Consider the following 15,337-nt stretch of genomic DNA (forward strand, 5'->3'; position numbering starts at 1 on the left):
TAGGAGCAGGTTGCAAAAGGTCAATCTTAGCGAAAGCTGTCTGACTCGTCATCAACCAATTTGAGAACAAGATACCAAAACGCTAATGAGAAAAACGCAGATTAATAAGAAAATATTAATTTTTAAACCAGACACAACCCTAAGACTGGTGTCGTTAGGGTTGTTTTTTGTTTCATAGTGAGGTCTAGACTAAAAACCTATGGGTAGATACATCACACTATTACGTAAAGATATGTAATAGTGTGTTTAACTTTTTTATCAATTTGATGGCTGGATTGCTTACTTGTATCTAAGTATATGCTCATAAAACCATCACTCGATATTGAACCTAAAGGCTTGTCTTATCTACCTCAATCAATTTTTTATTCGTTGAACTTCAGGTTAAATTTAATGAATTCTCTCTCTAAGTAATTGTTCTTCTAAAGCAGCAATGCGATTGTACGCTGCTGTTAATTGCGCTGTCAGTCGTTGTATTTGAATTTCTGGTGTTATGTTATCTCCACTTTGACGATGCATGTCTAGATAAATGCCATCTGTCAATACATCCTTGTGTTCCATTTCTGGATTTAAATTGTTACGTCCTTTAAACTGGTAGCCTCCAGCCGCGCCATTTTGTTGGCAATTATCCTTTGCTTGTGTATTGGCTAAAGAACACTCTGAGAAAGTTTGAGTGACTTTACCATCAAGCTGCTCAATTACTTGGCACAGGTCATCCAGCTTTTGGCTTAAAGTCAGGATCTGCTGCTGTAATAGCTCCATTTAATACCTTTATTCGTACATTTTCTCTATGTTATTCAATTTACTCTCAACCTTAACGATACTTATGGATTATTTAAGTATTGATAATTTTTAGTGGAAATGTGACATTTCAATCATTACTTCTAAATATAAGTAAGGCTTCACCATAAGTACCACGAAGTAAATTTATGGATAAAAATTAATCTTGAGGTATAAATTTGCCAAAAAATCGCTAATTTGAGTCAAATATTCAAAATTAACCGTATTATAAAGAAAAAATACCGATAATTCTCCAGATCCACTTTTTCAACTAGTCAGCCACTGGTGAATCTCTGCTTAATATTAGGTATAATCAAAAATCTCAAAATCCAAAATCAATGGATCGACGGTCTTTTTTGCTAGGTACAAGCACACTGGCGCTTTCACAACTGCTTTTTGGCTGTGGTGGAAACAAGCAAACGCAACTAAAAGTACAGTTATTAAAGGGTTCTATACCTGGTCAGGTGGTGAATCAGTTCCACAAAGGTTTGCAGCAACAGGTGCAGTTAAAGTTTGCTCCAGTTGAGCATATACAGGATTTATTTCACCAATTACAAAATTGGCAGCAGAAGCCAAAGACCAGCGATGAGCAGGGATGGAGTCGTTTTATACCCTTTAGGCAAGGTCAAAAAGCTGCTGACACAGACCTAGTGACATTGGGAGATTACTGGCTACAAGCAGCTATTGAACAGAAATTGATTCAACCACTCCAAGAAGTACAGGGAAAGCAATTAAAACAGTGGTCTGCTTTAGATGAAAGGTGGAAACAACTGGTAACGCGCAACGATCAAGGTATTTTGGATACTCAAGGGAAGGTGTGGGGTGCGCCTTACCGGTGGGGTAGTACGGTAATTGTTTATAACCGTGACAAGTTGCAAAAATTGGGATGGACACCCAAAGATTGGAGTGATTTGTGGCGAGATGGAATGCAGCAGCGTATTTCTCTACTCAATCAACCACGAGAAGTTATTGGTTTGGTCTTAAAAAAGCTAGGAAAATCTTATAATACAGACAATCTTGACCAAGTACCAGACTTGGAAAAGGAATTACAGATATTAAACCAACAAGTAAAGTTTTACAGTTCCAATAACTATTTGGAACCTCTAATTATGGAAGACACTTGGCTAGCGGTTGGTTGGTCAAGCGATGTGCTTCCTGTTCTGGGACGTTATCCGCAGCTTGCCGCAGTTATCCCTCAGTCAGGAACAGCAATCTGGGCGGACTTATGGGTACGTCCCGCAGGGATTACTAAGGATAGTTTATCAGATCAATGGATTGATTTTTGTTGGCAACCAAGCACAGCTAAACAAATTTCGGTGCTGACTAAAACTAATTCGCCAATTTCTACAAATATTGCCGCTTCCGATATCCAAGAACCATTATGGAGTTTGTTAGAGAGCGATCGCAACATTTTCGATAAAAGTGAATTTTTACTTCCCTTACCTCCATCAGCAATAAAACAATACGAGTCTTTATTCGCCAAAATTAAGGTTTAATTGGGAATTGGGCAGAGGGCAGAAGAGGCAGCACTTCGGCTACGCTCAGTGACCGAGGGGCAGAGGGGAAAAACTTACTGTAACTGCTCCCATGCTCCCCTGCTTCCCCAATCGCTACAAATAACGCTGTAAACCGATCTTGTTCTTAATAGTGGTTTGGATACTACATAAAGCTGGACTTGTACTAAAGTTGCAAGTGTAGGTTGCCAAAGGTTCTTTTTGATAATTAAATACCCGGACGTTGTAACCAAAGTTCCGTGCAGCGCTACCCAAGCGATTTACAAAGTCGTAGCGCTCTATATACTCTAATAAGCTCCAAATTTGCTGATTCACGATCAAGTCTACTCGTGCAGGTTCTTTGTTAGAAGCTGGATATGCTATCCAATTATCCAATAGCTTTTTTTCGGAGTTTTGTTGTGCCCACCATAAACTGGGAACGGTTAATCTTTCTGGATGAATGGTGTTAGCTGTGATTACATAGTCTTTTGGCTTGGTTAATAAGTCTAGTTCTAAAGGCGCACTAGAAGGTGACGGTATTGAACGAGTTTGCGCTAGTGAGGGCGGGATTAGTAAAGTGGTGAGGCTAATGGTTAGTAGTAATGAAAATGATGTCTGGCGATGGCTGCGCCAACGCCTGCCGTAGGATGCCCAAAGGGCTGTAGGGCGATCGCACAATTTAGGTATATGCATAGCTGATACTAATTCGTAATTAAGGCATTAGTAAAAATTCGCACAGTTTAAAGTTTAATGGCAACGATGCGAATTCTTCGATAATCTGCTGTCCAGGTTCCTTGCTGATACAGCGTCGGCTTGAGATATTTTTCCACGACGCGAATTACTTGTATTTGTTGCTCACCAGACAGTCCTTCTAAAAAAGTGCTGGCGAACATCTGAATCCAGTTTGCCATACCTGCTTCTCCTTGTGCTAAAGCAGTTGGACGATCAAAAAGCATAGCATGAATGACATCAAAGCCTTGCTGTTCTAATAGGCTGGCGTATTCATCAATACTAGGAAAATACCAAGGATTTAGGGCTTGTGCGGAGATATTAATTGCTTCTAAGGCGCTTTCCAAAGCTGTGGCGATCGCCAAAACATTCCCTTTACCACCAAATTCTGCCACAAAACGGCCTCCGGGTTTGAGGGATTGATATATGGAAGCGATCGCACTATCTGCTTCTTTCACCCAATGCAATACAGCGTTGGAAAACACAGCATCCAATGGCTTGTCTATTTGAAGGTTCCTAGCATCAGCAACATCAAAGCGAATATGGGGATAGTTTTCTCTTGCCTTTTCGATCATCGCGGGTGCAAAATCAACTCCCATGACTTCAGCACCAGTTTGGGCAATTTTTTCTGTGAGTTGTCCTGTACCACAGCCTAGATCCAGTATGGATTCTCCTGGCTGAGGGTTAAGGAATTTTAGTAACTCCTCACCATACTGCCAGACAAAGGCGTGTTTATCTTCGTAGAGAGCAGCATCCCAAAAATTTTTAGGTATTGAAAGATTATTCATAAGTAGTGAAATTACAGTGTGTTGATTTGCGGATATCATCACAGTAGAAAAGATTTTTAATTATGTCCAATATATATTTTCACCTTAACTAATATTTTAAAGATATGAGTTTAAATAACTGATGGAACTACGACACTTGCGCTACTTTGTCACCTTGGCAGAAGAATTGCACTTTGGACGAGCGGCGGAACGATTACACATTGCTCAACCTCCCCTAAGTCAACAAATTCAGCAGCTAGAAGCGGAATTGGGTTTTGAACTGTTTCACCGCACGAAACGAAAAGTACAGTTAACAGAAGCGGGGCAAGTGTTTCTGGGTGAAGTGCAGCAAATTATGAGGCAATTACAACAGGCAATCCAAGTCGGGCGGCAAACTAGTCGCGGCGAAATTGGACAATTGGTGGTCGGGTTTGTCAGTTCTGCGGCGTATAATATTTTGCCTATTATTTTGCGAACTTTTCGTAGTTACGTTCCTGGTGTGAGCATCGAGTTGCGTGAACTGACTACAGATCAGCAGTTAGAGTGGTTACGAGAAGGTCGAATGGATGTAGGATTATTGCGTCCACCTGTTGAAGAAAATAGATTTAGCTGCGAAACAATTTTTCAAGAGTCGCTGATGATAGCACTACCTGAAGCACATTTGCTAGCAAGTCAATCTAATGTATGTTTGACATCCCTTGCCAATGAACCGTTTATTTTATTTCCCAGGATATTAGCACCAGGACTTTACGACTTAATCATTAGTCTCTGCCAGCAAGCAGGCTTTAGTCCCAAGGTTGCCCAAGAAGCTATTCAGATGCAAACGATTGTCAGCCTAGTAGCAGCCGAGATGGGTGTGGCGATCGTGCCAGCATCTTTGCAAAATTTGCAACGGATTGGGGTAATTTATAAAACTGTACAAGAACCTACCCCAAAAGTAGCGATCGCGATGATTTGGCGAAACAATGAGAGATCGCCAACTGTGTTGAAGCTTGTGGAAATAGTTAAACAAGCTGCCCAGCAGTGGTGAATAGGGCAGCTTGCAATAATTATTATCGCAATGCAGACACTCCCATAGGGCCACGAGTTACACCTAGCTGATTTTGCAGTTTCAACTCGCGCCAGAGTTGGGAACCTGTAATCTCGCCTTGCAGTAGTTGACGATAGCGATGTATTGTTTTACTCACTTGTTCTGGTGTTTCATTTACAAACTCGATGCGAAACTGACGTAATCCCAGTTCTATGAGGCGCTGTACGTACTCGGCTCCGGTTTGAGCAGTACCGTTGAATACAGTATTGCGACAACCTACATCTGCTTTGAGGACGTGTTCGCTACCAACGCGATCGCGCAATTTCACTTCCTGCTTTTCACAAGGTCGTCCACAGTTAGTGTAGTCTGTACCCGTTGATAGAAAAGCACAAAATACACAATGTTCCATGTGGAACATCGGCATGTGTTGATGGATTGTCACCTCAAACCACTGGGGTGGGCAACTGGTAAGCAAGTCTTGTAGTTGGGTAATATTCAGGTCATAGGATGCGGTCAGCCGTTCTAAACCAAAGTGTTGCTGAAAGTAGTCTGCTGTTAAGGGATTAGCAACGTTGAGCGAAAAATCTCCGATACAACGGTCTTGAGCAAAGAATTGCAATTGGTCATAGTTCCGTATCAGATAGCCATCTGCTTCCGAGGCACGGACTTGCTGTAAAATCCAATTTTCCCCCGGTTTAGTAATTCGGGGAGGTGCAACCCAAATTGTGGGGAGTGAGGATTGTTGCCTCTGTTTATGTACTAGCTGCACGGCTTCTCGGTAGGCGCGAGGGTCTTCAAATTCACAGTACAGTGTTTCAATACCAGCTTTAAGGGCGGCTTGGAGTTGGTTGAGGTTTCGTACTAATACTATGAGTGCAGGAGATGAAGGGGATAAGGGAGATGAGGAGGGTAGTAGGCTTTGGAAAGAAACATCAGAACGTAATTGCCAACGTTTGGGTTGACTCCGCAATTCTTCCAACTGCACGACAATTTCCCGCCGCATCCGGTTCAATTCACTGACGGGTAGCATCAAAGTACCACTGAGGTGGTTAGTTAGCGTTCCCAAACAGAAAGGTGTATTACCTAAACGACTGAATTGTTCTTGTAAACGGTCTGTATCTAGGGGTTTGGTGTGCGCTTCAACCAGTGAAATTGCAGACTCTACTTGGACAATATTACCGAGTTGATCGCGGGCGATCGCAATCAACGCCTGACCAACTTCTCCATAAATCTCCAAGTCAATCGGGCGCTGAAATTGGGGGTTCTCGCCTGCAAAACTCTGACGCACTTGCTTATCGAGTTCTGGATCGCTGGTTTTCCAAATGCGATCGCCTATATGCACTCGGCGTAAGTTTAGGTCATTTCTACCAAAGGTCAGCACACTTTCCTTACCCTTGGAAACCACCCCATAAACTCGCCCACCTTCTTCCTTTGCCTCTGGATGACCGCAGTCAAATACAATTCCATCCCCTGGTTTGACAGGCGCTTCCAATTTGACTGTTACCTCTTCGTTGTGAATGCGGCTGACTTCACCTAAATAAACCCCACGTTTTTTACCAAAGCGGGCGTGAACTAGTTCCTGATTATTAATTCCGCCAAACCAGCCCGTGTAGAGTCCGCGAGAAAATGCCATTTCTAGGTTGTAATGTTCTTGGTCTGATTGACCTCTCCCCCAGCCCCTCTCGGAAGCGGAGAGGGAAACTTTTATTCCCCCTTCCCTGGTAGGGAAAGGGGTTAGGGGGTTAGGTCTTTCCAATTCTGTCATTACACTATCCAAAGCTTGCCGATAAACACGGGTGACATTAGCAACATACTCTGGAGCTTTCAGGCGACCTTCAATCTTGAGACAGGTTACTCCTGATTTCACCAAATCTGGCAAAACATCTAACCCTGCTAAGTCTTGAGGACTGAGTAAATATTTGCGCTCTTTTAAATCCACAACTTCCCCATCGGCGATTAAATCGTAGGGCATCCGGCAAGCTTGGGCACATTCACCTCGGTTAGCAGAACGTCCACCTAAAGCCTCACTAGTCAAACACTGACCGGAATACGCTACGCACAAAGCACCGTGAACAAAAACTTCCAAAGGCAGCGACGTTTCCTGTTGGGCAATCTGCTGCTGTATTTTATTGATTTCTTTGAGAGAACATTCACGCGCCAGCACCACCAATTGACAACCAAGAGATTTGGCAAATTCCACTCCAGCCGCACTAGTGATGGTCATTTGCGTGGAAGCATGGATGGGAAAATTGGGGGAAAGTTGACGGATGAGACGGCATATACCAATATCTTGAACGATCGCTGCATCCACACCTGCTGCAATAATTGTGCGGAGATATTGCTGTGCTTCTGCTAGTTCTTTGGGAAATATGAGTGTGTTGACAGTGACATAACCCTTTACGCCCCGACGGTGAAGGAATGTCATCAATTGGGGTAAATCCGCCTCAGTAAAATTTTGTGCCCGCATTCTGGCGTTAAACCGATCCAAACCGAAGTAAATCGCATCTGCCCCATTTTCCACAGCAGCTTTAGCACATTCCCAATTACCTGCTGGCGCGAGTAGTTCTGGACGTTGAAGAGAGAGTTGGGAAGAAGGGCGATCGCTTTTCATTAGATTTAGAGAGGGTTAACTAGCACCATAGTGATTTTATCTAAGTTGGTGGGGAATGGGGCGATCGCTCTTTCATCTGTGGTTCATTCAATCCTCTTCTCCTCTGCATCTGGAGTGAGTAGACAGGCGAGAAGAGACAGAACTATATTAAATTTAGTTAAAAAAAGTTTCGCTAAGTTGTTAATGTATTAACAAAATGGAAATTCTTAAATCAAGCACCGCCATAAATTGGAATTAAACTTGTGTCTGCTAAAGATGCTTTTCATACAGTTGTCAAAACAGTACTTGAGAAAGATGGCTGGTTAATCACTCACGATCCTTATGCTCTCCAGGCAGGAACCCTTGAATTATATGTTGATTTAGGAGCAGAAAAAGTTATTGCAGCCGAAAAACAAGGACAAAAAATAGCTGTTGAAATTAAAAGTTTTCTAAGTCCGTCAAAAATTACAGAACTTTATGCTGCATTAGGACAATTTATTATTTACCGAATTGCTTTACAAAAATAAGAAGCCAATCGTACTTTATATTTAGCGGTTCCTAGTACTGTTTACAATGAGTTTTTTATCCTTCCATTTATCCAATCTGTAATTAAAACTAATCAGCTCTGTTTACTAATTTATAATATTGAACAGGAGGCGATCGCCCAATGGCAAAGCTAGAAGTATATCGACAATATATTAAAAATTTGCTTGAACAACACGCTACTACTGTTTGGGATAATCGCATTCAAGCACAGACAATTTTTGATACAGAACACGATCGTTATCAATTAGTTTATGTAGGTTGGCGCGATCAAGAACGCATATATGGCCCTGTTCTCCATTTAGATATTATTGACGAGAAAATCTGGATTCAGCAAGATGGAACAGAGGTAGGAATTGCTAATGAATTAGTTGAATTAGGTGTCCCAAAAGAGGATATTGTTTTAGGTTTTCAGTTGCCCTCTGTACGAAAATATACAGACTTTGCTGTTAGTTAAGGGCTGGTTTCAAGCCGCGTTCAACAGCCACTTTTAAGGCTCTTGCTTTACTTACTAAGCCACGTCGATAGACCTGCATGAGTTCATCTAGTTGACGAACTTCTATATAATTCAGCTGTTCCTCTCGGTGACGGGCTAGCAAGTCACTGAAAACCTCTTGCTGCTGAGTTTCCATCTGCATATCGCACAGAGTTAAAACCTTCTCATCTGGTAATGACTCGATAGCTAGTTCAGTGATAGCGCGGTCAATTTCAGCCATTTTCTACAAGTTTACCTTTTACTTATGATTGTATCTGCGATCGCTCTGCATCTTCTGATTAAAAAGAGCGATCGCTTTTCTTTGTTGGCGTGGATGGTTCGTTAAAAAGAGCGATCGCGATTAGACAGAATTGAACTCGCATTAGTATTAGCTGAATTGTTAGACAACATATCAATGGGGGAATACTGAGTAAAGTGTAGATATTTTAGCAATCAAGAGAAGATTATGACTATACCATTGACAGTAACTTTTACACTTGCTAGTTGGATTGCCAAAGGACTGCAAGATGGAACTTTAATAAGGGTTGGAGGTGTAATTATAAACGCAACAAGCAAACATATTGTTACTTGGTTAAGAGAATCCAATAATTCTCCAATTTCAGCACTAAGTTCTTCCCCTAACAATTTACTCAACCTTGCTTTCTCTGGTGCAAATCTTGTTGCTTCTGGGGCAAATGCTGCTGCTACAAAACAAGGATTAGCTGATGTCAGTGGACGCTTGGGTGGAGTTGAACAAACAAGTTTAGGTAATATAGCTGTTTCAGGGATAAATCTGATTGGAACAGTTGCTAATACGGCTATTTCTGGGAAAGGCTTCGCCGATGTCAATGGACGTTTAGCTGGGATTGAAAATCAGTTAGGGGAAATTGGGGAGAATCTACAATTCATTCAAGGTTTTTTGCAAGTAACTACTGCTGCTAGCGTACTTAATCTAGGTGTTTCAGTAATGGGGTTTGCTGTAATAGCACAGCGCCTTAATGAGCTAGAAAAACGCCTAAAACAAGCGGAAGAACTATTGAACAAAGTCAACCGCAAAATTGACCTGAGTTTCTATGCTAATTTCCATGCTGGAATAGAATTAGCACTTAATGCTTTCACGATGACTAAACCTGAAAATCGTAGAAGCAGTGCCTTACAAGCTATCAATCGCTTCTTAGAAGCAGAACATATTTACAAAGATTACACAGTTAATGAACTTTCCCAGAAAAGCCCAATTATTGACAAATATATACTGACATTATCTCTAGCCTATATTGCGGAAGCACGTTGTCATTTAGAACTAGAAGAACATGAAACAGCGCTTCGTCGTTTTCAAGAAGGAGCAAAATTTATCAGGTTGCTGCTTCACAAATATATTGAGCTCATGCTTACTTCTAATCCAGCAGTATACTTACATCCTCAGTTTAAAGGTCAGATTGATTTACATAAACTAACCCAAATTTACCAATGGATTGACCCGAATTTTAATGAAAATACAGTTTTCGAGATGCAACGCGAGAATATGTTTAAACTAACTCAAAGTCATGATGAATGGTTATCATCACTTCCATCGGCAATTGTAGATCGTAGTGAAATTCAATGGGGCATATTCGGAGGAAATCCTACTCCATTCACAGGGAGATTTGAAAAAGAAGCTTATAAACGTCTTCCCCAAGTATTTGAAGTAATGGAATCTATGATTGAAACTAATCGCCGCTTTGAATCTTACCAAACAGAATTGCAAGCCATATCCCAATTAGGAATCAGCTTTCATGACTGGCTTAAATTAACTCCGTCTACAGAAATTAAACCAGAAGGTGCAGAATTAATGTATATAATTCCATCCAAACCTTTAGAGTTACAGCCTTCCATCTGAACTAATTACAGGATTAAAAATGAATTAATCAAGAAAGTCTCTGAGAGTAATAATCTAGTTTTGATATTCGGCTAGGGTCTTGAGTGATAAAAGGTCATCTAACTTAGTTTCTGGAAAAGGTTTCTTAGCCTTTAAAAGAATTCCATCACCCACATCAATAATAATAAATTCTTGCTTGTTTGCTAGTGATGATTGCATTTTAAATTCCTTTAATTCATAGATTCAAAGTCAGCAAGAAGCCAAGTGATTCCATCCATTATTATGGAAAATTTTTCTTCAGGTATGTTTAACTCATGAAAACATTTATCTCTATATCTTTCTTTTTCAATAAAATTAGTGATGGCTTTAATTAATGGCTTTTTTACTTCGTAGCTCTCTTCAGCTTTAGCGATTGCACCTGTGGGGATTTCGTTATTTACACGCAATATTGCTAAGTCAATCAAATCTCTAGATTGTGTACTTGAATCGTTCCATCGGTCAGCATTAGCCATTAGTTTTGATGTAAATCTATCGCTTATACTCAGACAAGGTATTCTTGTCCATTTCGGATAAACAGGAGAGTCTAAAGTAAAAATCCCATTGGCTACAATTTCTACTTTAATAGTTGTTTCATTGATTACAATAGGAAAACGAATACCATATTGATTTATTGTACTGTCACCTAATTCGATATCTATTGTACTTTCAAATAATGCTACAATTCCTTCATTACAAATCAAATTTCTTAAATATCTGTAATTTTCAGTTCCATAAGGGAAGAGGAAATCAATATCTTTACTAAGCCTGTATTCATCATATTCTAACGCCAAGAGTGTACCACCGCCAAAGTATGCAGAAGCTTTTTTGAAAACTTCTGGATTGAAAGCATTAAGGATTTTAAGTATATTATTATGATGATCGAGATGAAACATTTCAAAATCCGCTAATATCCAGGAATTATATTTTTTTGCTAAATAATGAACAAAATCCTTTTCTTCTTGTTTTAAATTTTTGAAGGTAGTTTGATGATGCCAATTGCGTTGATACAATTGAACAATTTCTTTCTCACTCATTTGATATACATTTTTTAGCTGCCAACCAATAGACTCTAGAAATGGTAGCTTTTGTGGATTGAGCTTAAGCATAATTAACTCTAATGGTTAAATTTTCTCTAAGTTATGATTTAGCGATATCCACCTGATTGTAACTATTTTTAGGCGCTCTTCCTTTGCGCCTTTGTGAGACAAAAAAGGCGAACTTTTTGGGTTCGCCTTAATTATATGCTGTTGCTCAATCCAAACCTATATCTAAATCTTCGCTTCTTCTCTCACCAACTTATCCCAACCCAAATCTTTCAAATTATTATTCCGACGCAACGGACGAGTCACCAACTCTAACATGTCACGCGCATTCGTAAAGCCGTGAATTTGAGCAAAAGTGAACTCCACAGACCACTTTGTATTAATACCCCGTGCTTCCAAGGGATTAGCGTGCGCCATACCAGTAATTACCAAATCTGGTTTCAACGCATAAATTCGCTGAAGTTGATTGTAATTATCCGGCTTCTCTACAATCCTTGGTAGAGGTGAATTCATTTCCTGGCAAGTTTTCTCCAGCAATGCCAACTCAGCAGCTTGATAGCGCTTATCCATGTAGGGAATGCCGATTTCGTGAACTGTCATTCCGCAACGGATTAAGAATCTTGCTTGGGAAATTTCCAGCAAGTTATCACCCATGAAGAATACAGACTTACCGCGAATCAGTTTGACGTAATCTTCTAAGCCTGCCCAAATTTGTGCTTCCCGTTCATCCAAACCCTTGGGAGTAATACCGAACACCGAGCAAATTTTCTCAATCCAAGCGCGGGTTCCATCGGGGCCAATGGGGAAGGGTGCGCCAATGAGTTTACACTTGCGGCGGCGCATTAAGGTGGTAGCAGTACGGCTGAGGAAGGGGTTGACACCAGCGACATAATACCCTTCTTCTAGTACTGGCAGTTCTGTGAAGCGCTTCGCGGGTAGCCAGCCGGAAACTTTGATGCCTTGTTTCTTCAGCTCCAAGGTTAACTGAGTAACCACGGGGTCGGGAAGAGAGCCAAAGAGAACTAAGGGTGGATGATCCACGTATTCAGATTCATCTTGGGCGACATCTTCTTTCTTCTTACCGAAGTTGAGCAATTTAGCGATCGCATTACGTTCGCTCTTCTCTGTTTCCGCCACAGGAGCCTTATCAGGACAACGGTTAGCCATTGCTGCTAATACGGTGTCTTCCCCTTGGGTGAAGGCGTAATCTAGACCATTTGCTCGCGCGACAACGATGGGAATCCCGATTTCGGATTCTAGTTTCGGTGCTAAACCTTCTAAATCTGTTTTGATAATTTCCGTGGTGCAAGTGCCAATCCAGACAATTACACTCGGATTGCGATCGCGTTTAATTTGCAAGCACAACCGTTTTAACTCTTCATAATCACTCAGCTGTGCTGAAATATCGCCCTCTTCCAACTCTGCCATTGCATAGCGGGGTTCAGCAAAAATCATCACCCCCATCGCGTTTTGCAGGAAGTAGCCACAAGTTTTTGTCCCAATCACCAAAAAGAAGCTATCTTCAATTTTTTGGTATAACCACGCCACGCAGCTAATTGGGCAAAAGGTATGGTAATTCCCGGTTTCACATTCAAAGCTTAAAGCTTCTGGTTGTTGAGCGATAGTCATTTTGGTTTTTTCTCCCCTTGATATTTAATGGCAGTTCAACCAATTTTTAGATTTTAGATTGATAATTTTGGATTGAAGGCTGGGACAACAAAAGTATCCGCTGTCTAACGACAATTTCCCTAATTCCTCATCCAAAATCGTTCGACTGAGCGTAGCCGAAGTCCCATATCTAAAACTTAAAATTGCGAAGAACGGCAATAATTAAGCATTGGGGAAGAGGCGGGCAATTTCTGATTCATCAAAAACGCCTGCTGGCAGTTCTTCCCCCAAAAAATCGTTATTTTCTTCAGCCTTTTGTAAAGCTGTTTCATCACCCCAGACATCTGATAACACGTCTTTAAACGCATTCTCATCTAGTGGACTATCTCCAAGCGCCTCGTCTTCGTCTTCATCCAGCTTTACTTCCGTTGCAGCTGTTGTATCGAAGGCAATTTCCCCAAATTCATCTGCTTCTAAGCTAGAGCTTTGGAGAGACTCATCTTTTGAGTTGTGTCCGTTGGTTAAGGAAATATCGCCAAAGCCATTTTCCGTTTCTTCCAACTCGCTGACTGCCAGGCTTTCATCCTCAGAATCCACCATTGCGAACTCTTCAACTACTGCCACCGCTGCAAAGCCATTCGTATGAGCGTGTGTCAATGTTTCATCTTCAGGCTTTTCATCAATGACATCTGCTGCTTCTTCTACGTATTTTTCTACATCTGGGTTGACGACGAAGCGATTACCGAGAGCTAAATCTGGGTCAAAATGCAAATCCAGCACCTCAATTAGGGTATCGGCGTCAGGATTGAGTTTGGCAAAGGGCAGCATTAACTGCGCTAGCTTTGGCTCTAGGGCGTTAAGAACTCCCAGGATGAGGTAGGAAGGTGGTCGCTTCCCGCCATCAGGGGTGTACACCGATTCCACTTCCATGTGGAGGGTAATCCAGTCTCGATTATTCTGGAAAAATTGCAACCACTTTTGCTTTATTGAATCTGTAAAGCTGTGAAAGAATGCCATGTTATTGTCCCCCATCCTGAGAACTTGGTGATTTATACAATCATCAAGTCTAGTTCCTCTTCTGAATTAGGAACCTGGGGTTTACCCGGATTTAGATAAAAATCGGATAACAAAGCGAACAACTCCCGATCTGGTGTGTCATTAGGTACAACACCTTCGGGACGCGCTAGAATTTGGTCGGCGATGTTGAGATAGTAGTCGCAAACGTAGTCTAGGGAAGGATCTTGCTCTGCCATCTCAAACAAAGTCTTACCTTTCACACGGGAAACACGGATATCTTCAATTAAAGGTAAAACTTCTAGAACTGGCATGGGCACTGCTTCTATATATTTTTCAATCAAGTCGCGCTTGGAGGTGCGATTGCCAATTAACCCGGCTAAACGCAGTGGGTGAGTTCTTGCTTTTTCGCGGACTGAAGCAGCGATCCGATTAGCAGCAAATAAAGCATCAAAGCCGTTGTCTGTAACAATCAGGCAGTAATCTGCATAGTTGAGTGGTGCTGCAAAACCACCGCAAACTACGTCACCTAGAACGTCAAAGAGAATTACATCGTATTCATCAAAAGCGTTGAGTTCTTTAAGTAATTTCACGGTTTCACCGACTACGTATCCACCGCATCCAGCACCCGCAGGTGGCCCACCAGCTTCTACGCAATCAACACCGCCGTAGCCTTTGTAAATTACATCTTCTGGCCAGACATCTTCGTAGTGATAGTCCTTTTCTTGAAGGGTGTCGATAATTGTCGGAATCAAAAACCCAGTCAGGGTGAAGGTGCTGTCATGTTTTGGGTCGCAACCAATTTGCAGCACTTTCTTGCCACGTTTAGCTAGGGCGACGGATATATTACAGCTAGTTGTGGATTTACCGATACCACCTTTTCCGTAGACTGCTAGTTTCACTGTTGTTTCCCTCTTATAGCTTTTTGTCAAACTTGTGGCTCAAACATTTGCCTTCACCTTTCCTGAGATGGCGATGCGTGAGGTCTGTTGATGTCATTATTGGGCAAATTACCTAGAAAAGAAAGTGGCTCCTAATCTGTAAAACGGTTTTATCCGATGAATTAAAGCTTAATTATGACTATTGGGATTTTTATCAGGCTTAAAGACTTTAAAAGCTCTTAAAAGAGCCATTAAAAAAATTTTATTACTTATTTTTATAAAAATAGTTACAAAATACAAAAAACTGAAATCTGCTTTTTTGAATGCTTTTCATAGAATTAGCTGATGTTTTTACAACGTGTTTTCAAGGCATTGGGGCGCAGAGTCAACGGTAAAGAAAGGTATGTGCAGCCTGATGCTGGAAATACTACTGGAATTTGCGTTAGCGTAGCTCACCGTTCGCGTAGCGTCTCGTAGAGAAGGTATCGTAGAT

15 protein-coding genes and 1 pseudogene are annotated in these 15,337 nt (G+C 41.3%); 6 read left to right on the forward strand and 10 right to left on the reverse strand.

The features are described 5' to 3' along the window. Positions 1–387: 387 nt before the first annotated feature. Positions 388–759, reverse strand: coding sequence for a hypothetical protein (locus tag AC1F2U_RS14515; RefSeq protein WP_480261757.1), 372 nt, complete (start codon positions 757–759; stop codon positions 388–390). 356 nt (positions 760–1,115) lie between these two features. Here AC1F2U_RS14515 and AC1F2U_RS14520 point away from each other — a divergent pair, with 356 nt between their 5' ends. Then, the gene (locus AC1F2U_RS14520) at positions 1,116–2,273 is read left to right on the forward strand and encodes an extracellular solute-binding protein (protein ID WP_480261758.1); all 1,158 of its coding nucleotides are present in this window, start codon (positions 1,116–1,118) and stop codon (positions 2,271–2,273) included. 114 nt (positions 2,274–2,387) lie between these two features. On the opposite strand, the gene AC1F2U_RS14525 is transcribed toward AC1F2U_RS14520, so the two are convergent. Continuing rightward, entirely contained in the window at positions 2,388–2,963 is a 576-nt protein-coding gene (locus AC1F2U_RS14525; RefSeq protein ID WP_480261759.1) for a hypothetical protein, read from the reverse strand. A 47-nt stretch (positions 2,964–3,010) separates the two neighbouring features. Then, on the reverse strand, positions 3,011–3,787 hold the full coding sequence (locus tag AC1F2U_RS14530; protein ID WP_480261760.1) for a class I SAM-dependent methyltransferase: 777 nt from the start codon (positions 3,785–3,787) through the stop codon (positions 3,011–3,013). Between the two features lie 121 nt (positions 3,788–3,908). Here AC1F2U_RS14530 and AC1F2U_RS14535 point away from each other — a divergent pair, with 121 nt between their 5' ends. Further along, positions 3,909–4,796, forward strand: coding sequence for a LysR family transcriptional regulator (locus AC1F2U_RS14535; protein WP_480261761.1), 888 nt, complete (start codon positions 3,909–3,911; stop codon positions 4,794–4,796). A gap of 22 nt (positions 4,797–4,818) precedes the next feature. Here AC1F2U_RS14535 and AC1F2U_RS14540 read toward each other — a convergent pair whose 3' ends face one another. Then, positions 4,819–7,407, reverse strand: coding sequence for a U32 family peptidase (locus AC1F2U_RS14540; protein WP_480261762.1), 2,589 nt, complete (start codon positions 7,405–7,407; stop codon positions 4,819–4,821). Between the two features lie 242 nt (positions 7,408–7,649). On the opposite strand from AC1F2U_RS14540, the pseudogene AC1F2U_RS14545 reads away from it, so the two are divergent. Both AC1F2U_RS14545 and AC1F2U_RS14550 read left to right on the forward strand, forming a co-directional pair. Next, a pseudogene (locus AC1F2U_RS14545) lies at positions 7,650–8,066 on the forward strand (element excision factor XisH family protein). After that, entirely contained in the window at positions 8,054–8,386 is a 333-nt protein-coding gene (locus tag AC1F2U_RS14550) for an element excision factor XisI family protein (protein WP_480261763.1), read from the forward strand. Before AC1F2U_RS14545 ends, AC1F2U_RS14550 begins: the two are co-directional and overlap by 13 nt. Here the strand turns inward: AC1F2U_RS14550 and AC1F2U_RS14555 are convergent. Further along, positions 8,379–8,645, reverse strand: coding sequence for a hypothetical protein (locus AC1F2U_RS14555; protein ID WP_480261764.1), 267 nt, complete (start codon positions 8,643–8,645; stop codon positions 8,379–8,381). The two genes, AC1F2U_RS14550 and AC1F2U_RS14555, sit on opposite strands and share 8 nt — an antisense overlap. A gap of 225 nt (positions 8,646–8,870) precedes the next feature. On the opposite strand from AC1F2U_RS14555, the gene AC1F2U_RS14560 reads away from it, so the two are divergent. Next, positions 8,871–10,280 (forward strand): hypothetical protein, encoded by a 1,410-nt coding sequence (locus AC1F2U_RS14560; RefSeq protein ID WP_480261765.1) that lies wholly within the window; start codon positions 8,871–8,873, stop codon positions 10,278–10,280. 54 nt (positions 10,281–10,334) lie between these two features. Here the strand turns inward: AC1F2U_RS14560 and AC1F2U_RS14565 are convergent, their stop codons facing one another. The 5 genes from AC1F2U_RS14565 to bchL all read right to left on the reverse strand — a co-directional run bounded on the left by AC1F2U_RS14565 (position 10,335) and on the right by bchL (position 14,865). Next, on the reverse strand, positions 10,335–10,478 hold the full coding sequence (locus AC1F2U_RS14565; RefSeq protein ID WP_480261766.1) for a hypothetical protein: 144 nt from the start codon (positions 10,476–10,478) through the stop codon (positions 10,335–10,337). 11 nt (positions 10,479–10,489) lie between these two features. Continuing rightward, entirely contained in the window at positions 10,490–11,404 is a 915-nt protein-coding gene (locus AC1F2U_RS14570; RefSeq protein WP_480261767.1) for a nucleotidyl transferase AbiEii/AbiGii toxin family protein, read from the reverse strand. A gap of 162 nt (positions 11,405–11,566) precedes the next feature. Beyond that, a complete protein-coding gene (locus AC1F2U_RS14575) occupies positions 11,567–12,970 on the reverse strand; it encodes a ferredoxin:protochlorophyllide reductase (ATP-dependent) subunit N (RefSeq protein WP_480261768.1) in 1,404 nt (467 codons plus the stop codon). Between the two features lie 201 nt (positions 12,971–13,171). Beyond that, positions 13,172–13,966, reverse strand: a complete 795-nt coding sequence (locus AC1F2U_RS14580) for a DUF5331 domain-containing protein (RefSeq protein ID WP_480261769.1) — start codon at positions 13,964–13,966, stop codon at positions 13,172–13,174. 32 nt (positions 13,967–13,998) lie between these two features. Further along, positions 13,999–14,865, reverse strand: coding sequence for a ferredoxin:protochlorophyllide reductase (ATP-dependent) iron-sulfur ATP-binding protein (gene bchL / locus AC1F2U_RS14585; RefSeq protein ID WP_069070723.1), 867 nt, complete (start codon positions 14,863–14,865; stop codon positions 13,999–14,001). Between the two features lie 324 nt (positions 14,866–15,189). Between bchL and AC1F2U_RS14590 the strand changes: the two genes are divergently transcribed. Next, the gene (locus tag AC1F2U_RS14590) at positions 15,190–15,321 is read left to right on the forward strand and encodes a hypothetical protein (protein WP_480261770.1); all 132 of its coding nucleotides are present in this window, start codon (positions 15,190–15,192) and stop codon (positions 15,319–15,321) included. Positions 15,322–15,337 lie beyond the last annotated feature (16 nt).

It is taken from the genome of Nostoc sp. LEGE 12454, assembly GCF_056620565.1.